This window comes from Acetivibrio cellulolyticus CD2 (genome assembly GCF_000179595.2).
Classification (GTDB): domain Bacteria; phylum Bacillota; class Clostridia; order Acetivibrionales; family Acetivibrionaceae; genus Acetivibrio; species Acetivibrio cellulolyticus.
The window spans coordinates 847,109-867,232 of the sequence record NZ_JH556659.1 but is presented as its reverse complement, the minus strand read 5'-3'; the positions used below and the strand labels follow the sequence as shown (position 1 = coordinate 867,232).

Annotated in this window: 22 protein-coding genes; all 22 read right to left on the bottom strand. The window is 36.5% G+C overall.

Annotated features, from left to right (window positions below):
- Window positions 1-105 precede the first annotated feature (105 nt).
- The gene (locus tag ACECE_RS0223715) at window positions 106-1,107 is read right to left on the bottom strand and encodes a tyrosine-type recombinase/integrase (protein WP_010251882.1); all 1,002 of its coding nucleotides are present in this window, start codon (window positions 1,105-1,107) and stop codon (window positions 106-108) included.
- Window positions 1,108-1,302: 195 nt separating this feature from the next.
- Entirely contained in the window at window positions 1,303-2,361 is a 1,059-nt protein-coding gene (locus tag ACECE_RS0223710) for an energy-coupling factor ABC transporter permease (protein WP_010251879.1), read from the bottom strand.
- A gap of 224 nt (window positions 2,362-2,585) precedes the next feature.
- A complete protein-coding gene (locus tag ACECE_RS0223705) occupies window positions 2,586-3,629 on the bottom strand; it encodes an NAD-dependent epimerase/dehydratase family protein (RefSeq protein WP_010251877.1) in 1,044 nt (347 codons plus the stop codon).
- Window positions 3,630-3,688: 59 nt separating this feature from the next.
- On the bottom strand, window positions 3,689-4,294 hold the full coding sequence (locus ACECE_RS0223700; RefSeq protein WP_010251876.1) for an ABC transporter ATP-binding protein: 606 nt from the start codon (window positions 4,292-4,294) through the stop codon (window positions 3,689-3,691).
- Entirely contained in the window at window positions 4,284-5,198 is a 915-nt protein-coding gene (locus tag ACECE_RS0223695; protein ID WP_010251874.1) for an ABC transporter ATP-binding protein, read from the bottom strand. The genes ACECE_RS0223700 and ACECE_RS0223695 overlap by 11 nt, the downstream gene beginning before the upstream one ends.
- A 15-nt stretch (window positions 5,199-5,213) precedes the next feature.
- Window positions 5,214-6,086: an ABC transporter permease gene (locus ACECE_RS0223690; RefSeq protein WP_010251872.1), complete on the bottom strand. Its 873-nt coding sequence runs from the start codon at window positions 6,084-6,086 to the stop codon at window positions 5,214-5,216.
- Window positions 6,083-7,072, bottom strand: coding sequence for an ABC transporter permease (locus ACECE_RS0223685; protein WP_010251870.1), 990 nt, complete (start codon window positions 7,070-7,072; stop codon window positions 6,083-6,085). The genes ACECE_RS0223690 and ACECE_RS0223685 overlap by 4 nt, the downstream gene beginning before the upstream one ends.
- Window positions 7,073-7,085: 13 nt before the next feature.
- A complete protein-coding gene (locus tag ACECE_RS0223680) occupies window positions 7,086-8,717 on the bottom strand; it encodes an ABC transporter substrate-binding protein (RefSeq protein ID WP_010251867.1) in 1,632 nt (543 codons plus the stop codon).
- Between the two features lie 128 nt (window positions 8,718-8,845).
- Entirely contained in the window at window positions 8,846-8,995 is a 150-nt protein-coding gene (locus ACECE_RS0223675; RefSeq protein ID WP_235716013.1) for a [Fe-Fe] hydrogenase large subunit C-terminal domain-containing protein, read from the bottom strand.
- A 102-nt stretch (window positions 8,996-9,097) separates the two neighbouring features.
- Window positions 9,098-9,847 carry an elongation factor P 5-aminopentanone reductase gene (ymfI, locus tag ACECE_RS0223670; RefSeq protein ID WP_010251861.1) on the bottom strand — a complete coding sequence of 250 codons (750 nt, stop codon included), beginning with the start codon at window positions 9,845-9,847 and terminating at the stop codon, window positions 9,098-9,100.
- A 441-nt stretch (window positions 9,848-10,288) separates the two neighbouring features.
- Window positions 10,289-11,593 carry an ATP-binding protein gene (locus tag ACECE_RS0223665; protein ID WP_010251859.1) on the bottom strand — a complete coding sequence of 435 codons (1,305 nt, stop codon included), beginning with the start codon at window positions 11,591-11,593 and terminating at the stop codon, window positions 10,289-10,291.
- A gap of 420 nt (window positions 11,594-12,013) precedes the next feature.
- On the bottom strand, window positions 12,014-13,672 hold the full coding sequence (locus ACECE_RS0223660) for an FAD-dependent oxidoreductase (protein ID WP_010251857.1): 1,659 nt from the start codon (window positions 13,670-13,672) through the stop codon (window positions 12,014-12,016).
- Window positions 13,673-13,743: 71 nt separating this feature from the next.
- On the bottom strand, window positions 13,744-14,811 hold the full coding sequence (gene arsB / locus ACECE_RS0223655) for an ACR3 family arsenite efflux transporter (protein ID WP_010251855.1): 1,068 nt from the start codon (window positions 14,809-14,811) through the stop codon (window positions 13,744-13,746).
- A gap of 231 nt (window positions 14,812-15,042) precedes the next feature.
- On the bottom strand, window positions 15,043-15,375 hold the full coding sequence (locus ACECE_RS0223650) for an ArsR/SmtB family transcription factor (protein ID WP_010251849.1): 333 nt from the start codon (window positions 15,373-15,375) through the stop codon (window positions 15,043-15,045).
- Window positions 15,376-15,591: 216 nt separating this feature from the next.
- The gene (locus ACECE_RS0223645; protein WP_010251846.1) at window positions 15,592-15,831 is read right to left on the bottom strand and encodes a thioredoxin family protein; all 240 of its coding nucleotides are present in this window, start codon (window positions 15,829-15,831) and stop codon (window positions 15,592-15,594) included.
- Window positions 15,832-15,923: 92 nt separating this feature from the next.
- Complete coding sequence (locus ACECE_RS0223640; protein WP_010251842.1) at window positions 15,924-16,625, bottom strand: cytochrome c biogenesis CcdA family protein; 702 nt, start codon at window positions 16,623-16,625, stop codon at window positions 15,924-15,926.
- Complete coding sequence (locus tag ACECE_RS0223635; protein ID WP_010251838.1) at window positions 16,625-17,188, bottom strand: thioredoxin family protein; 564 nt, start codon at window positions 17,186-17,188, stop codon at window positions 16,625-16,627. Before ACECE_RS0223635 ends, ACECE_RS0223640 begins: the two co-directional genes overlap by 1 nt.
- Window positions 17,188-17,448 carry a 4Fe-4S dicluster domain-containing protein gene (locus ACECE_RS0223630; RefSeq protein WP_010251835.1) on the bottom strand — a complete coding sequence of 87 codons (261 nt, stop codon included), beginning with the start codon at window positions 17,446-17,448 and terminating at the stop codon, window positions 17,188-17,190. The genes ACECE_RS0223635 and ACECE_RS0223630 overlap by 1 nt, the downstream gene beginning before the upstream one ends.
- 45 nt (window positions 17,449-17,493) lie before the next feature.
- Window positions 17,494-18,498 (bottom strand): permease, encoded by a 1,005-nt coding sequence (locus ACECE_RS0223625; protein ID WP_010251832.1) that lies wholly within the window; start codon window positions 18,496-18,498, stop codon window positions 17,494-17,496.
- 36 nt (window positions 18,499-18,534) lie between these two features.
- A complete protein-coding gene (locus ACECE_RS0223620; RefSeq protein WP_010251830.1) occupies window positions 18,535-18,840 on the bottom strand; it encodes an ArsR/SmtB family transcription factor in 306 nt (101 codons plus the stop codon).
- A gap of 153 nt (window positions 18,841-18,993) precedes the next feature.
- Window positions 18,994-19,167 (bottom strand): hypothetical protein, encoded by a 174-nt coding sequence (locus ACECE_RS31365; protein ID WP_162862627.1) that lies wholly within the window; start codon window positions 19,165-19,167, stop codon window positions 18,994-18,996.
- Between the two features lie 44 nt (window positions 19,168-19,211).
- Window positions 19,212-20,105, bottom strand: a complete 894-nt coding sequence (locus ACECE_RS0223610) for a permease (protein WP_010251827.1) — start codon at window positions 20,103-20,105, stop codon at window positions 19,212-19,214.
- Window positions 20,106-20,124: the final 19 nt, after the last annotated feature.

The window sequence follows — 20,124 nt, the reverse complement described above, 5'->3', positions numbered from 1 at the left end:
AAAACTATTCCTTATGGAGAACTCCAATAGAATAGTTCATTAATCAACCACAATATATCATATGCATAAATACATAAATTAAAAACTGAACAAGTAAAGGCACTCCTATCGGAAATTAGCAGCAGTCCTTTTAGTACTTTTTGAATCATTAAGCATTTTATCCATATGTGAATCTGCACCCCTGCGAACATAGTTGATTTTTTCGTCCAAGTGAACATATTCCTTTGACATTGTATCGGATTCATGTGCTAGTGCAAGCTGTAATTCTTGTTGAGTATGACCTTCGCTAATATAATTTGTAGCAAAGGTATGTCTGCCAAGATGGCAGTTGACCCTTATTACACCAGATTTCTTTTTTAACTTTGAAAACATTTTCTTTATTGCATTTTCGGTAAGTTTTGAGCCATTAATATTAGTTAAAAGCGGCTCATTCAGATTATCTATTCCTCTGTATTTTACAATATACTCTTTTATCTGCCACAGAACAGTATTACCCAAAGGCAGCACAGTAATGTTGCCTCCTTTTAGTCGTACACGTAAAGTTTTTGCTTTTAGGTCCACATCTCCAATTTTTAAGTTTGCAATCCCTCCCTGCCTAATACCTGCATCAAACGCAAGTAGAAAGATAATAGAATTCCTAAGTCCTAATTTTGTTTTTGTATCAAATTTAGTGATAATAGCTTTAATCTCATCATCGCAAAGAACTTCTTTGTCAGATTTTGCTGCCTTTGGCAAATCTACAGTTTCAATTATATTTTCAGATATATAATCTTCTGTGAAAAACCAATTACCAATAGCCCTTAGTGCTCTTGCATAGGTTTTTATCGATTGGCTTCCCACCTTTTCTTCTCTTGCTTTTATATGCGTGTGTCCATTCCATTTTTTACTCTTCTTAATTTTAGCAAGGTATTTGTTAATATGCACAGAGTTAAAATCGGGTATTAAAGGATTTTGTAAATTATGCTCAATAGATAGATACTTAATAAAGCGTTTCATGTTGTCTTCGTAGAACTTAATAGTTGAAGGTGACAAATTTTCTCTTTCGCACCTATCCAGAAATAATTCGAAACTATCCCTTAAACTAATTTTAACATTTGTGTTTTTCAAAGCAAAAAGCCCCTTTCATAATTACTATACTTTAATTATAGGGGCTTCAAAGTTATGTGTATATAGTTTACATGTTCGAGCACGTCTTACTACTTTATTATTATGCTTTGAGCTTCTCTTTTAAGAATCATCTGAGTTGACCAAATAATTCCTCAGAAATTATTTGCTCTTGATAATCATTAGCAAGTGCTTTGATTAAGCAATTTTTCTTCTTTTCATTTTTTTGACCATACCAATAATCAGCCCAGTGATTGTCGCCAATGTAAGTGTCAATACACCTCCAACAACACCTGAAACACTTGTTCCGGCACTAACAGCAGGCCAAACTTCTTCAGTTTCTTTGTTGGCAGGTTCTTCTGCATTTTCGCTCTCATTTCCTTTAAAACCGTAATCCGGTAAAAATGCTGTCTTACTCTGTATTTCAGATAATGTTTTATGGATTCCATTTGGCTCTTCAAGTTCTTCTTTTCCAGCAGTCCTAAACATAGACCATTCCAGACCATCTGGATTTGCTGATGCAAACCACGAAAAAACTCCACCAACTACTATAACAGCAACTAAAAGCCCAGTCAAAACTTTCTTCATAGATATATTGCCAAGTGCCTCTCCACTAGCTGATCTTTCTAATATTTCAGGTCTTGCCTTCCATACAAAAGTAACAACTGCTGCTGTTACTAAGCCCTCAACCACTCCAATTGCCAAGTGAATAGGCTGCATAAGCAGAACAAAAGTTCCAAAAGGTAATTCTGTTTTTCCAGACAAAAATGTCTCCATTACAACACTAAATGCACCCATTTGAAGTCCAATCACTGCTGATATCATTGATGCCCCAAAAATTCGCTTAGGATTAACTCCTTTTCTTGTAAAAAATTTATAAATAAAAGGATACGCAATAAAGCAAGTATAAAAGCCTAAATTAAAAACATTACAGCCATAAGCAAGTAATCCTCCGTCTCCAAAAAACAATGCCTGAATTAATAATATTGATGCCATAGCAAGAAACCCTTCATATGGGCCAAGCAATATTGCAAGAAGCATACCTCCCCCAAGATGACCGCTTGAACCTGTTCCAGGTATAGAAAAGTTTATCATCTGAGATGCAAATATAAATGCTCCCATTACTCCCATTAATGGAATTTTCTTTTCATCCAGATCATTCTTTATTTTTTTTATTGAGTAAGCAGCAACACCAACAGTTGCTGCCATCATAATTCCACCTACGGCAGGTGAAATCAAGGCATCAGCCATATGCATGTAAATCCCTCCTTAAAAATATAAAAGCCCAAAAAAGAGCTACTACCCATAGCTACTTTTTTGGGTTCATCCCAAAGTTAAAAAGTAAAATTAGTTTAAAAAGCCTTCGTGGCTTCATTTCATATCATTGACTAATATAACATAAACCATAATTATTAGTCAATGAGTTTTTCCAATACAATATAGTCCTGTGTCCTGTGTTATAAACATATACAACTTTCTGCTTAAAAGAAGACCTTAACCAGCTTAAGCACACCTTGCTTCCATGGTACTCTATGGGAAATTCCAGTTTTGTTCTCGAATTCCGCGAGATTTTCCAAATACCATTTATAGTTTCGCAACAAGGCATCCTTATTTGAATATTTCGGTTTGTATCCAAGAATTTTTTCAGCTTTTTCTATAGAAACGAATGAATCTTCGCAGGCTGTCTCATATACCCATTTATATAGTGGAGACAACTTTAAAAACTCCAGAAATCTTAGTGTAAGTATCATTGGTTTTGCTGGAAAGCCTTTAATTTTTTTACCAAAGCCAGCATAGTCAAGTACTGCTTGATAATCTTCTCTCATGGTAGTAAATTCTTTAGCACCAATATTAAAAGTATCATTTACCTTATCCTTATCTCCTTCAGCAGCAAGATAGATTGCTTCACATAAATCCTCAACATCGAGAAACTGATAGCGGTTTCTTCCGTTTCCTATCATTGGAAAACCCTTTCCGTCCTTTGCCCAATCATAGAAGAGAGCAAAAACACCAAGCCTTTCCGGCCCTATAAAAGATTTTGGGCGCAATACCGGAATGCACATCCCTTTTTTCCTATATTCCTGGCATACTTCTTCCGCCTTTATCTTTGCTTCACCATAATACCCAACCCCATCAAGTCTATCGTTTTCCATTAACGGATGATGGTCAGGAATCCCATAAACAGCTGTTGAAGAAATGTGAATTACCCTTTCCACTCCATGATTAAATGCTGAATCAACTATATTTCTTGTGCCATCGATATCCGTGGAGAAAATATCTTCTTTTTTATATAATGGCAATGCGGCAGCAGTATGAACAACAATATCTATCTGTTCCATTGACTTATCAACAATTTTTCTATCCCTGATGTCACCCTTGATAATTCTGATATCGTTTTTAACATCATCATATTCAAAGTCTGCCGTATCCAGAGAAATTACTGAACAACCCTTTTTTAGTAAAAATCTTATAAGATTGATCCCCAAAAAGCCTGCCCCTCCGGTAATTAGATATCTTTTTCCCATACAAAGCTCCTTTTAATTGGTTTATTCACACTAATCTTTACCAGTATTAAAAAAGTATATTATAAACAAGTATCCATCTTAACTACTCTATCACACAACCGATTAATCAAATGCTCTTCATGGCTTACTACAAGCACTCCCATATTATTTCTTTTTGCTGTATCCAAAACCACCTTCCATATTTGTGCTTGGGTAATGGCATCAAGCATCGTGGTCATTTCGTCTGCAATCAGAAATCTTGTATCAGTGCTTAGGGCACGAGCTACACAGAACCTTTGCAGTTCACCACCTGAAAGCTCGTTTGGCCATCTTTTAAACCAGTTCTCCTCTATCCCCAAGGATTCCAAAAGCTCTCCGTCGGGTGACCAGCCTTCGTTTAATGTTTTATACATCTGCCATCTAGGGTTGATTGCCTTTTCAGGATGCTGAAAAACAAGTTGTACAGGGCTAAAACCTTTCCTTGGTAAAGGTTCTCCATCCAAGGTCACGCTGCCTTCATCAGGAGACATATACCCCGAAAGTATTCTTGAAAGAGAAGTTTTGCCGCAGCCACTAGGACCTGATAAACCAACAACCTCACCAGACTTTAGCTGTAGGTTAAAACCCTTCAGTATCCATAAACCTTTTCCATATCTGAAGCAAATATTTTTTGCATTAAGTAGCATGATTACACCTCACTCTTCCATTGCGCAGTTCTCTCATTTCAGGCTGCTTTTCCATACATTCCTGGCTTTTTGTTGTACACCTAGGATGGAAAAGGCATCCTCCATGGATTTTACTATGAGATGGCTGGAAGCCTGTTATTGCTGTAAATTCATTCTGAGGCAAAGCATTCCAGAGAGCCTTTGTATATGGATGACGCAATAGTTCACCTTTTTCAGTAAAATTACTTACAGGAGCAACCTCTATTGTGGTACCTGCGTAAAAAACAGCAATATCATCGGCAACATTAACAGCAGTGCCTATATCATGGGTAATAAGCATAACCCCGCAGCCTTCATCAGCCAGTTCACGTAGATGCCCAAGTGTCTCTTTTACTACATCGGGATGAAGTCCTGGTGTAGGTTCATCTGCAATAATGAGCTTTGCTCCGCCAACTACTGCTGAAGCTACAAGTACACGTCTTGCCATACCGCCTGAAAGCTGAAACGGAAAAAGGCTTCCGACTTTGCTGTGAAGAGAGTACCTATTAAAGACACTGCTCTGTTTTTCCAAAGCATCCTTATCCCTTGAACTACGAACTTGAGCACCAACCTTCATAAGTGGGTCAAGATAATTTACCGATTGAGGAATCAATGTGATTTCATTTCCCCTCAGCTTATTTTGCAGCTTTTGTGTAAGTTCCTCACCCTTATATTTTATTGAACCTGTAACTTTTGCATTTTGAGGTAAAATTCCAAGTATGGCATGAGCAAGAAGGCTCTTTCCCGAACCGCTTGAACCAACTATGGCAAGTATTTTACCAGGTTTTATTGTTATATTAAGATTTGAGATAACCCTCATGTTTTTTTGTCTCATACCTTTTTCATATTGTGTAAAGGAAATGGAAAGATCCTTAACTGTAAGCAATGTAAACGCCCCCTTCTATTCTTGTGCATTATGAGGATCTATTAGTAGTCTCAGGTTTTCACCTATTATGTCAAAGGCCCTTACTATAATCAATAATGAAAGACCGGGAAAAAACGCCAACCACCACATTCCGGTTGAGAGATACTTCATGGATTCTGAAAGGATTACCCCAATTGCCGGTTTGTGTGGAGATAAACCGAAACCCAAAAAAGTTATTGAAGCTTCATGAAGTATTGCATGAGGAAAGAGCAACAAAAACCCCACAAAAATCTGAGGTATCAAGTGTGGAAGCATATGATGTATTGCAGTCCATACAGGGCTTTTACCCATATGCTTTGAAACCTGTATATACTCTGCCTGTTTTAGCTGCAATATCTCTGCACGTATTACACGTGTGAGGCTAGTCCAATGGGTACAAGCTACACCTATTATTACTCCTTTAGCACCTCCACCCAAAGCAAACGCAATGAGCAAAATTGCCACAAGGTGAGGCATTCCCATAAACAAATCGACAAACCAGGTTATTATTGCATCAACTGCTTTACCCATGGTTGCAGAAGCAAGGCCAAGTACCAAGGCCACTACAACACTTATAAAAGATGCAATAATCCCTATATAGATGCTTAGTGATAAACCTTTCACTGTTCGGGTAAACATATCCCGCCCAAGCCAATCTGTTCCAAATGGATGTGACAGGGATGGAGCAAGATTTTTGGAATCTAAATGAGTAGCAATTCTTTCATCCCCCAAAATTAAGCTTAAAGCCATTATCAGCACTAAAACCATAGATGAGAAAATTATCATCATAAAAGTTTTTTGCCTTCTGTTTAACTTTGGTAATAGCTCTATGTGCTTTTTTAGCCCGATATCTGAAGCTAGAGTGCTCATGCTGCTTTTACCCCCTTTATTCTTGGGTCTACCACCCTGTATATAATATCTGCTAATAAATTACCGGTGAATACAAATACTGCACTAAAAAGAACAATTCCTAAAAGCAAGGGCACATCTCCTCTAAGACCAGCCTGCACTGTAGCTTGTCCAAGACCCGGATAGGAAAACACCTGCTCTGCAAGAACCGAACCTCCAAAAAGTTCGCTTAAGGAAGCGAACTGAAGAGTTATGGCAGGAATTGCAATATTGCGAAGTCCATGCCTCATAAGAAGCTTTACACCATGCTCTCCCTTTGCACGTGCAAAAAGTACATAATCGCTGTCCAATACATCCATAAGCTTTTGTCTTGTATGAAGTGCTATATTTGCAACTCCTACGATGCTTAAGGTCAATGCAGGAAGAATAATATGGCTGATACGGTTTGCCAACGTTACATCCTTAGACAAAACCCCGGCCGGAACACCCATACCAATAGGAAACCATCCAAGCCATACCGAAAAAACTATTAAAAGTAAAAGTCCCAGCCAAAAAGTCGGTGTTGAGGCAAGGGTCAGACTGTACCACTTAATGCACCTATCTATGAGTTTTCCCCTATTCATAGCAGCTAAAATTCCCATTAAAAAGCCAAGAACTCCCGATAAAACCCAAGCAATTCCCATAAGGGCAAGGGATGCTATAAACCTGTCTTTTATAACCTTTAAGACAGGACTCCTATAAATCATTGAAGTTCCAAAATCACCATGAATCACAGATTTACCCCACTGCATAAACCTTTCAACAGGGGGCTTATTAAGCCCCCAATGTTCTGCAATTTTTTCCCTCTGTTCAGGACTTACCTTCATCATATCTGCACCTATATAAGCCTGTACAGGATCAATCGGCGAATGGCTTACCAATGCAAAAGACACGACACACAAGGCAGCAAGCAAGGATAAAATCCTAATGCTCTTTCCGGCAATAAATTTTAATATACCATTATCCATAAATTATGCTCCTTTAATTTTCCCAGTGCCATTCTTCAATATTGTCTGTAAGCGGCCATCCATGTCCATGTGGGTGAATTTTCTGTTTTCCGATGTTCAGCTTTTCATTTACAAGATAAAGATGGTTCAGGTTAACAAGCCAGGCATATGGAGCATCACCTTTGGCAGAAAAGCCTGTTTTGCCGTCCCATTGAGCTTTTTTCCAGTACTCATTTGCTTCCGCTTCATTTTGTGCTGCCATTGCTTTATTCAAGTATTCATCAACAGTTGGATTTTCATAATAGCCTGAATTGTAATAATCCTGACCCTTTAACCTACTGCTGTAAAGGTTGTACATTTCTAACGGATCATGACTTCCCCATCCGAAGAGAATGGCGTTGGAATACATCAATGTTTTAATTTCATCCCAACTCTTACCGTCAACATTAATTTTAATTCCTATGGATTTTACTTTATCGGCAACGGCTATTGCCAAAGACTGACGGGTTTGATCACCTGAAGGATAGACAAGCTTAAACTCAGCAGCCAAATTATCCTTTTCAAGTACACCATCTCCATTAGTATCTTTCCAGCCGCCTTCTGCTAATATTTTTTTAGCACCCTCTTCATCAGCATCTTTTATCACTGTATCAGGGTTCCACCATGGCATTTTATCACAGATTGTGTAAGCCGGTGAACCATAACCGTTTAATATGCCATCCAGGAGTGCTTTTCTGTCAACAGCAATATTTATAGCTTTACGAATTGATATATCTGACGTTACATCGTTACCAATTGGATAACCATCCTTTGTTTTACTGCCAGATTTGACATACGGAAACATAATTCCGCGATTATCTACGCTTTGAACAGCTTCAAGCCTCATGCCGTTAACCTTTTGCTTTGCATAGGCAGGAACTACAGCAGCTATATCCACCTCACCAGCTTGTGCTGCTGCAAAGGCAGCTTCTTCACTTAGATAGAGAAATGTTATCTTTTTAAAGTAAGGTTTTTCACCATAGTATTCAGGATTGGCCTCAACAATAAGCTGCTGACCCTTGTCCCATTGAATAAATTTGAAAGGTCCCGAGCCTATAGGCTTTTGGGAATAATCCTGACTGTATGCATGTTTTGGCACTATACCTGTGTTTGTAAGTATATTTATAAATGTGGATTGTTTATTTTTTAAGGTATACTTTACTGTATAATCATCTACAGCTTCAACACTTTTCATTATAGAAAGGTCCACAACAGAAATGCTTTTTGCGGTAGTCTCATATGTAAATACAACATCAGCGGCTGTAAGAGGTTTCCCATCTGAAAATTTAACATCCTTGCGAAGCTTTACAGTCCAGACAAGACCATCACTGCTTACAGAATATTCAGTAGCCAGGTCATTAATTATTTTCATGTCACTGTCGCGTTTTAAAAGCGTACTTTGAAATAGGGGTGAACCATACCTCCCCCAGCCTGTTGTGGGGTCAAACCCTCCATCAGGCTCGCTTCCTGCAGCCATTATCAGTTCTTCTTTGTTTGCGTTTCCAGAATTTGGTGCTTCATCTTTTACTTCAGTTGTTTTTGGTGCAGTGTCAGAGCACCCTGAAAACATCATTGTACTGAGAGTCAATGCAGAAATTACTGCAATTGTAACAAATCTTTTTAACATTTTTTTAAAGCCTCCTAATAAGTTAAATATATTTTTATTTAGACAGCTAAGACTTCAGCTGTTCTATAAAATTAACAGAATTTTTTCAGATAAATTCAAATGGGTAAGAAATAAGATACACATCTACTTCACACATTTTTCATCTCTCCGTTCATATTTAAGTTCTTCTTTGCTCTGTCTGCTGAAGTTATACAAAATGCTCCCCCAATACATCCACCTTTGCAATCCATTCCTTCTATGAAATTGGATTTATTTTTTTTTGCATTTGCTATACTCACTTTTGTAATCGGTGCTTGAAAATAATAAAGCCACGAATTCAAAATTAACCGTTTCTACGATTAACCTTAACCTTCGTGGCTAAAAATTTAACATATCTACTTTTATATAACAAATCCTCCATTAGGGCTTATGACCTGACCTGTAATAAAATCAGCCTGTTCTGAAGCTAGAAATAAACACAGACTTGCAACATCAATAGCTTTACCAAGCCTTGAAAGCGGAGTCATATCCTTCAAATAAGCTTTTTCATCTTCATATAGTGAGCATAACATATCAGTATCAATAACTCCTGGAGCAATGCAATTTACATTAATGTTTGAAGGACCAAGCTCCTTTGCAAGTGCTTTTGTAAACCCAATAACTGCGGCCTTTGCAGTTGAGTAATGAACTTCACATGAAGCACCAATCATACCCCAGATAGATGATATATTTATGATTTTTCCTCTTTTTTCTTTAATCATATGGGGAATAACAGCTTGACAGCAATTGAACATTCCCTTTACATTTACGTTCAGCATATTATCCCAGTCACATTCAGAGATATCCTGAAACAGCTTTTGTTGTGCTATTCCAGCATTATTCACAAGAACATCAATTCTTCCAAAGCAGCATAGACATTGATGTATCATATTTTCAACCTGTGCACGCTCAGAAACATCCGCTTGGTACATTATAGCTTCAAATCCCTTTTGAGTAAGGGTAGAATGCAATTCTAAAGCTTTTTCATGTGACTTGCAATAGTTAACAACTATTTTATAGCCATTTCCAGCAAACAATAAAGCAGCAGCATGCCCGATTCCCTTTGAAGCTCCAGTTATTACGGCTACTTTTCCAATATTACCTGTGTTCATGATAGTAATTATGCTCAAGGCTTTTAATGTTTACACCATACATAATTTACACCTCTTTTCAAGAAAAATAAAAAACCACAAAAAGTGCTATTTCAAATAGCGTCCCTTCATGGTTTATTTCCAAAGTTGATATTACATAATTACATAAGCTAAAGCCTTCTTGACTTTATATTCCTCGTGAAGTTTACCACAGTAATAAAATCATGTCAATATATTTTTAAACGTGATTCTTTTATTATAAATTCCATTTTAGAACGTGTGCCCACCGGGCACACATAAAAATACCTGCAACCTTACGGTTACAGGTACTTTGGTGAGCCATCCGCGACTCGAACGCGGGACACCTTGATTAAAAGTCATAGTGCTTATTTTTGCACTTTTTTGACGTATTAAAACCCGTAACCACGCCCAATAATTAATCAGTAAAGTTTTCCCTATCACTCAAATTAGCTTTTCAACATTCCAAAACATGTACAACGGTACATTCAACAATTCTTCATCCACTTTAAGATTAAGAAGGGACGCCCTGACCGAAACCTTTGGCTTGTATTTGTCCCGATATACTCCAAGACTGCGGGATTTAACATTGATAGAAGCTTTTACCTCTATCGGCACAATCTTTTCCTCAAATTGAGCAATAAAATCAACTTCTGCTGTATTCCCTGATTTCCAATAATACGGCATATCTCCATGCAAATTTACAAGTTCATTCAATACATAGTTCTCAGTCATAGCCCCTTTGAATTCTGTATAAAGATGAGTTTCTTCAAAAATAGATGAAGCCGGAAGCTTCGACATTCTTCTCAAAAGCCCAACATCGGCCAGATATACTTTAAAAAAAGTCGGACTTGAATATGCTGACAATGGAATAGCAGGTTTTTCTATCTTATGAACCTTATAAACCATACCAGCACTAACAAGCCATTGAAGAGCATCTTCTAGATCCTTTGCCCTTGCTCCAGGTTTAACATGTCCATAAATAAACTTGCCATTTTCTTTCGCCAATTGATCCGGTATGCTTTTCCATATAAGCGACAACTTTGGAAATTCAGTTTTCGGTGCATGCTTTGCAAAATCAAGTTCATATGAATTCAAAATTACATCTTGTATTCTTTCAACTTCTGACACGTCCTTATTCTCAACCCATGAAGCAACTACTTCTGGCATACCACCTGTGACAAGATAGGTTTTAAAAAGGGTACTAAACTTATCTGCAAACATCTGAGGTATTTGTACCTTTGCATCAATCTTTTCAATATATTCAAGCAACATTTCTTCTCCATTAGCAAGGACAAATTCATAAAAGCACATAGGTCTAAGGTTCAGAAAATCAACCTTTCCAACTGGGAAGGATAATGGTCTTGAAAGGGTAATTCCTAATAATGAACCTGCACATACAATATGATATTCAGGTATTTGCTCATAAAAATATTTAAGGGAAGTTATTGCTGCATTACTAAACTGAATTTCATCAAAAATAATTAAAGTTGATTGAGGATTAATTTTCTTACCGTTCAATACTCCCAACTCTATTATGATTCGCTTTGGATCGAGATCTTGTTCGAAATGCTTGGCTAAAGCTGGATTACCTTCAAAATTAAAATATGCTACATCCTTATAATTTTCTTTTCCGAAAAGTTTTAATATATAGGTTTTCCCACATTGACGTACACCTTTTAATATTAGTGGTTTCCTATCTTTACGGTTTTTCCACTTTATAAGATCATTTATAATTAAACGCTTCATTAAATTCACCACCATTTTAAATATGTTATTTGCAATTTATTTTGCATTATTCATACTTATAATAGTCTTAATAATTACAATTGTCAATGATATAGGTAACAGTTACAATTAAACCTAAATTCCCGTAGAAAATATCACATACAAACCGAACCGCTCTATTTAAAGATGTTTTACGATTTTTATAGTTTTTGTATGTGATATAAAGATCGGGAATTTAGGATTAAATTAAAATATTCACCACAAAGAATTGGAATTTTTGTATTATTATAATATGGAAGTGATTGTTCTATTAGGGGTAGCGGAAGCATAAGTGTTACAAGCTCTACTGCCCCGTCTACTTGAAAATCTCATAATAGGGTTAGCTTTTTACCTACATGGGTAGTGGGAACCCAAAAGGCATGGAATCAGATTGAGACTTGACTAACTTTGATTTTTTACTGTTTTTGAATAGTTCTTATACCCTCCCGAAAGGTTGTAAACCTTTTTAAAGCCACTGTTTATAAGTATATTTTGAGCTGCATTACCGGTAACCCCTTTGTTACAGTAGGTTACAATAGACTTATCCTTATCAAGACTTTCCAAAGTGTCTCTTAATCTTTCATGAGGCACATTTATAGCACCTTCGACATGAGATTCGTTATACTGCTTAGCCACTCTTGCATCTATAATTGTTATTTCCTCGTTGTTGTTTATCTTTTTACTCAATTCCGATGCCGAAATAAGATTTCTATCCCTTTCAATGTCGTTGGTAAGAATCATTCCAGTGTACATTACAGGGTCTTTTGTAGTTGAAAATGGCGGAGCATAGGCAAGGTCTAAGTGAAAAAGATCTTGGACTTTTGCACCAAAGGTTAATGCCGTAGCAAAAACATCTATACGCTTATCTACTCCTGATTTACCAAAAATCTGTACACCCAATAGCCTTCCGTTATGTCTATCAGCAACAGCCTTTATAACCATTTCTTCTCCATGAAAATACTCTGGCTTATCAGGCTTGATGTTGTGACAAACTGATACATTAAAACCTTCTTCTAGTGCTTCTCTTTCTGTAAGTCCAGTCTGAGCTATGGTATAATCAAATATCTTAAATATGCCTGTGCCGAGAATTCCCCTGAAATTCAAATCGTATCCCGTTAAACTGTCACCTGCAATTCTACCCATTTTATTTGCGGTAGAACCGAGAGGACGATAAATAGGCTTTCCTGTGATAAGTGAATAGCTTTCAGCACAATCCCCACAAGCATATATGCCTTTTATGCTGGTTTCCATTTTTTCATTAACCTTTATAGCCCCTGTCACACCAAGCTCAATTCCTGCTTCTTTTGCAAGCTCTACATTTGGCTTTATGCCTGTAGCCACTATAACCAAATCAGTGTCTATTTTTGCCCCATCTTTAAGAAGTGCTGTATTTGTACGCATATCTCCTTGAAGCTCAACTACAGTGCTATCAAGATATATTTTTACGCCTTTTTTAAGGAGTGCATCCTTTAAATACACAGAAACATCGATATCCAGAGGCTTCATCAGGTGGTCTTCCATTTCAACAACTGATACCTCAATCCCTAGATTTTCTAAGTTTTCAACCATTTCAAGGCCAATAAACCCCGAACCAATAACTAGAGCCCTTTTTGGATTATTATTCTGTATATAGCTTTTTATATTGTCTGCACTTTCAACATTTCTTAATGTAAATACATTAGCTTTATCAATTCCTTTGATGGGAGGCAAGATAGGTCTTGCTCCTGTTGCGATAACTAATTTATCATACTTTTCTACGAAGACTTCAGATGTTTCAAGGTTTATTACTTTTAGGCTTTTTTCATCAGTATTAATGCCTAAAACCTTATGTTTTGTCAAAATATCTACATTGTATTTGCTTTTAAAGAATGCTGCATTCCTTGGAACTAGCTTATCCCGACCTTCTATTTCATTCCCTATGTAATAGGGTAAGCCACAACCTGAATATGAAATATCCGAATCCATTTCAAATATTTTTATCTGTGCATCTTCACTGTTTCTTCTTGCTTTAGCTGCTGCCGAGGTTCCAGCAGCAACAGCACCAATTATTAGTATTTTCATATACATTTATCCTCCAATTAGAACTAATATCCCTTCCTTAATACTGACATTATATCTAACAATAATAATAATTACTTGTTAACAGATGCTGGCTGCGGAAACCAATGCCTGGTGTTATTAACAAACTTGACAAGTGTAAGCATAACGGGAACCTCTGTAAGCACTCCAACAGTTGTAACAAGTACCACCGGTGAATCTGCACCGAAAAGTGTAATTGCAACAGCCACTGATAACTCAAAAAAATCCGATGCTCCAATGAGTGCTGCAGGAGCGGCTATATTATGAGGCTGCTTACACTTTTTACATGCCCAATATGCAAAAGCAGAGGTTAATACATTTTGGAGAACAAGTGGCACAGCAATCATCAAAACGTTTAACGGACTATTAAGTATTGCATTTCCCTGGAATGAAAAAATGATAACAAGTGTTAACAGCAGACCCACTGTAGTTATACCGTCAAACTTAGATACAAATTTTTGTGTGAAATATTCCTCACCCTTTTTCTTTATCATTAATGTACGTGTAAGTATACCGGCAACCAATGGGATCACAACAAACATTACGATCGACAGGAACAGTGTATCCCACGGCACCTGTATATTTGTAACACCCAGCAGGAATGATACAATCGGCACAAAAAGAACAAGGATAATCAGGTCATTTACCGAAACCTGAACAAGGGTATGGGCTGGATCACCCTTTGTCAGGTTACTCCAGACAAAAACCATAGCAGTACAAGGAGCTGCTCCTAAAAGTACAGCACCTGCGACATAATCCCTAGCTAATTCAACTGGAATGAATGCTTTAAAAACCACATAAAAGAAAAACGCTGCAAGGCCAAACATAAGGAATGGCTTGATCAACCAGCTTGTTCCACTTGATATAATCAGACCCAACGGATTCTTGCGTACATTTTTGATAGATTGAAAATCCACCTTCATCATCATAGGATAAATCATAATCCATATTAGTATTGCAATGGGAAGAGATATTTTTGCATATTCAAACTGTTCTAGAAACGCAGGGATGCCTGGCAAAAACTTACCGATAAGAATTCCTGCTGCCATGCAGAGAAGCACCCATATTGTCAGATACTTTTCAAAAAAACCAATGCCTGATGCTGGTTTTGCCTTTTCCATATCGTCACAGCCTTTCAAGTCAATTCATAAAGTATTTTTAATTCAAAACTTTAAAACGCAAGAGCTTTCTTTGATTTTCGCTTTTACTTCTTCCGACATACTAAAAATGATAATCTGTTTTTTACATTATCCATTTCAATCCCCTATATTATGAATTTGCTAATGGAACAGCACATTGCAGGATCAAAAATTTCAATTGTCTTCATAATGAACTCCTCCTTTAATTTAATGTCATGATTCTTGTTTACAATCCTTTTTTTCAATGCTGTTGCAAATACAATCTTCCTTTTCACTTGTTATCTCGGTTAAAAACGAAAGGACTGAATTTGTTCTTTCCTTGTTAAGGGTATACCTCATCCATGCTCCATCACGAACACCATTTACAAGTCCACTATCTACAAGTGTTTTCATATGATAACTTAAAGTTGACTGTGAAATACTAAACTTTTCAAGTATATCACATGCACACATTTCCCCGCATGACAGCATATCAATTATCTTTAGCCGTGTTTCATCTGATAATGTCTTAAATGCAGCTACATATTCTGCATGAGAATACTTCATAAAATTACCTCCTAATATTTATATGCCTCGATATCATCGAAAGTTCTCGATATGCTAAAATAATATTATCAATCATATCGAAAGTTGTCAATATGTTTATGCACTTAGTTTATATAAAAAATCAAAACCATCCAAGTCTTTACTTTAGGATGGTTTTATAATACCTTGTTATACTTTAGCTTTTCATTTTAATTTTTACAATTGCCCGCAAAATATTTACTTCAAGTTTTCAAGAATTTTTGCTATTTCTTTTGGCTTTAAAACCTTTCCAAAAGAAACAACCTTCTCGTCAATAACCAACGCTGGCGTTGACATAACTCCGTATGCCATAATATCCTTAAAATCTGTCACCTTTATAATTTCTGCTTCAACACCTGTCTCTTTTAGTGCTAATTCAGTATTTTCCTTTAAGGTTACACAATTCTTACATCCGGAACCTAAAATCTTGATTACCATAATAATCTCTCCTTAACTTTATTTTACAAGCCTTAAAAAAACTAATACTACGCAAATTGGTTAAATAAATAGACCCCATATTAACAATATCATCAAAAACCCAAATATAACATATAGAAGGCTATTAACATAATAAGTGACCCCATTACGATTCTTAGCACTTTACTTGCCCCGCCATACTTCTCACTTGATGACAGCTTATGTACAAAACCTACAGATGTTCCTGCAATCATTACTAGAAAGCTATGGCCTATAGAATACAACATTAAAAGTAGTATTCCCCACAGCAGGCTTCCTTCCTTCGCCACCATTGCAAGCAATACAATCAATACTGGTGTTGCACAAGGGGAAGAAAATAATCCACCTAAAACGCCAGCTAAAAATGCACCTAAAAAACCACGTTTAGTATTTTTACTAATAGCATAAGAAGCTGGGATAAAGTTATATATCTCCCATGTCTGTAAAGCCATTAAAATCATAAGTATTCCAAGCAATATATACCACCATGAGCCTGTTCCCTGCATAAGTCTTCCAAGAAGAGAAGCCGCTGTACCTAAAATGGTAAAAGTGACAGCCATACCTATAGAAAACACAGCAGACAGACAAAAGGCTCTTTTAGTATCACGTTGTCCTGTGCCACCTACATAGCCTATAACAAGAGGTACACTTGTAAGAGCACATGGTGTAAAAGAAGTAAGTATGCCTGCAAGTAATGCTAATAACGGTGCAAGCCAAATATTTGCTGAAATAGCAGCTGAAAGTGCTTCAAGCCATTGGTTGATAACACTGTCCATTATTCCAACCCCATTTCCTTCAATACGCTTAACATTTGGTCTTTTGTCATTCCACCCTCATGTGCAGTAAAAACATGCTCACCATTATCTTTTGACGAATACATCCTCATTTGCATGGCTTGCGGGTCTTTAGGATTATATGGCTTGCCATTTGCATCAATAAAAATCTGTGTAGGTATTACGCTTATAGGATAACCATCCGCAAACTGCTGATACTTCCATACATCAACAAATCTTATAATAGCTTTTCCACGGAGTTCAGCGTTTAATTCATTTAATACCGGTGCCATTTCTTTACATGGAATACAAGAATCAGATCCGAAGTCAATGACTATAGGAAGTCTATATGACTTAAGTTTTTCAAGATCTATTTGTTCTGTTACATGAAGCTCAAAATCAGTGCTATCGGTTATAACTTTACTTGATTTATCAGTTCCTTCTAAGCCTGATTTGTATTTCTTATCCTTAACAATCCATATACCAGCTATAGCACATATAATCAAAACAGGTATAATAATCTTGAGTGCTATCCCTTTTTTAGACTCAACATTCTCATCATTCATTAGCAGCATCCTCCATTACCCTCACCACATGAGCAGCCACAGTTTTCACTTTTTTGTTTTACCTCCCCCACATAGCTAATTGCTCCTGACGGGCAAAGATTTCCGCACCCATGACATCCATGGACACATTCCTCTGGTTTAACTACAACCGGAGTAGGGGCTTTCTTAAGATCGTACACCCCATGCGTGCATTTTTGTGTACATGCACCACACTCAATACATTTCTCGTAATCAATAACAGGATACCAGATTTTTGACATAAAATTGACCTCCTTTTAGTGAATAATAATTTTAAAAGATTTATCTTAAATTAAAAGATAACCAAATGCATTAAATATATAACCTATTATAATAATACCTATAGTTACGATACCCGCAAATATTACAAGCAACTTTGTTTTAACCACTTTCTTCAGCATAATCATAGAAGGAAGTGATAGTGCTGTAACAGCCATCATGAAGGACAATGCGGTACCAATACCCACTCCTTTTCTAACTAACGCTTCAGCAATTGGAAGAGTTCCAAAAATATCAGCATACATGGGTACACCGACAATTGTTGCTAACGGCACAGAATACCATTTATCCACACCAAGTACTGCCGATATTATTGATTGTGGGACCCAATTATGGATACCTGCTCCGATTCCAACACCAATAAGAATATACGGCCACACTTTTTTTATTATGCTTAAAACCTGATCTTTGGAAAACTCTATTCTTTCACGTATTGTCAGTTCTTCTTGTGCTGATTCAAATACCTTGTTGTTAAATACAAAAGGCTCTACGTACTTTTCAAGCTTTAATTTGCTAATAATAGTTCCTCCAATAACCGCAAGTATGATACCTACAACAACATACGCTATTGCAATTTTCCAGTTGAAGATGCTGGCCAATAGAAGAACAGACGCCAAATCCACAAGAGGTGAGGATATTAAAAATGAAAATGTAACTCCTATTGGTAGCCCTGCACTTGTAAAACCTATAAACAACGGAATGGAGGAGCAGGAACAAAAAGGTGTAACCGTTCCTAACAAAGCACCTAATATATTTGCTGAAATTCCATTATATCCGCCTAATATCTTCCTGGTTCTTTCAGGTGGAAAAAAGCTTTGAATATATGAAATCGTAAATATCAGGACTGATAGCAATATGAATATTTTTATTACGTCATAAATAAAGAAGTGTATACTTCCACCTAACTGTTCCTGGACACTTAGTCCAAAAACGTTTTCTACAAGAAGCTTTATTAAATTCGAAAGCCACTCCATTTTTAGTAATTGATTATTTAACCATTCAAATATAAACAAAAGATTACCTCCCTTGATACTTGTCTATTTTAATTATTATTTTAGCAATGAACTCTTAGTATCTTCTATCTGACGAAGAATTATTGCTTCGCAAAGATCAATCATTTCATATACTTCTTTGTTTTTTATTGAATAAATGACCTTAGATCCATCTTTTCTGCTTTCAACAATACCCTGATTTTTTAATACCGTGAGATGCTGAGAGGTATTGGATTGCTCGGAATCAAGATTAGGCATAATCTCGCAAACGCACATCTCACCATTTCTTAACAGCTTAACTATCTGAATCCGAGTAGGATGAGCCAACGCTTTAAATAAATTTGAAATAAGTTGATTACCCATGTTAGACACATTATCACCTCGATTTTATAATATTAGAATTTTCTAATATGTTAATATGATTATATAATATGCTTATACAGTTGTCAATGCTAGAGAAAGAAAAAACTCTCAGATTTTTACTGAGAGTTAAGAATCGAATTATTCATTTCTTCTTTATTTACAGCATGAATTCCCTTTTCCTTCTTTTGGTTCTTGCTTTTCCTTGTTGTCACCATTTTCCTCTGAAATCTCTTCAACTTCAAAACCGCAGCAACATGGTTTTTTCTTTTCCTTTTTTCCGCCTGTCAAACGTTCAAATAAACCCTTTTTTTCATTTTCATTACTCATGATTCTTTCCACCTTTCATTTTGAATTAGCTTTTACTATTGTTATTATATGAGCATGTTGAAAATCAATCCAGATGCAATTGCAGTAACAAATACTATCACTATAAACGCAACAATTATTTTTTTCTTAAATATACTTGCAAGCATTGTCAACTCAGGAATTGCTATACCCGCTCCGCTAATAATCAATGCAATTACAGCTCCAATACTCGCACCTTTATCAATTAATGCCATACCTATTGGGATAGCTGATTCAACACGAATATATAAAGGCATACCAATTAAAGCAACTACAATAACTGCAAACGGGTTATTAGGTCCGGCAACCTTTGCCAGAAGATCTTCAGGTAAATACCCATAAATGGCTGCACCTATGCCGACACCAATTATCATATAAACTAATACTCCCTTGAAATCTCCCAAGGCTTTTAAAAAAGATTGTTTTAATCTTTTTTTGAATCCTAGAGGGACTTCATTATTCTGCAGATGTCCGCCTCCTTTAAGCCGCACCTTTTTAATCTGGTCAGCCCACCCAAGTTTATCGAGTATGATACCAAAAATAACTGCAAAAGCAGATGTCAAAATTAAGAATCCAACTGCTGCCTTCCAACCTAAAAATGCTCCAAGCATTAAGAAAACTAAAGGGTCCATAAGCGGTGATGATATAACAAATGAAATAACGGTTCCAAATGGTACTCCAGCCTCTATAAGTCCTAGTGTTATAGGAACTGTCGAACATGCACAAAATGGTGTTACTGCTCCAAAAAGCACCCCCATAATATTTCCCAGAATGCCCTTGCCTGCCATCCAGTTTTTTAATTTGTCCTGAGGTATGTACATTAATACTAATTGCACAGCAGTACTAATTCCAATAAAGAGCAATGTGAGCTCTCCCATAATAAACAGAAAATACTTGATAGTTTCAACAAGAGTGTTCATTAATATAAACCCCACTTTC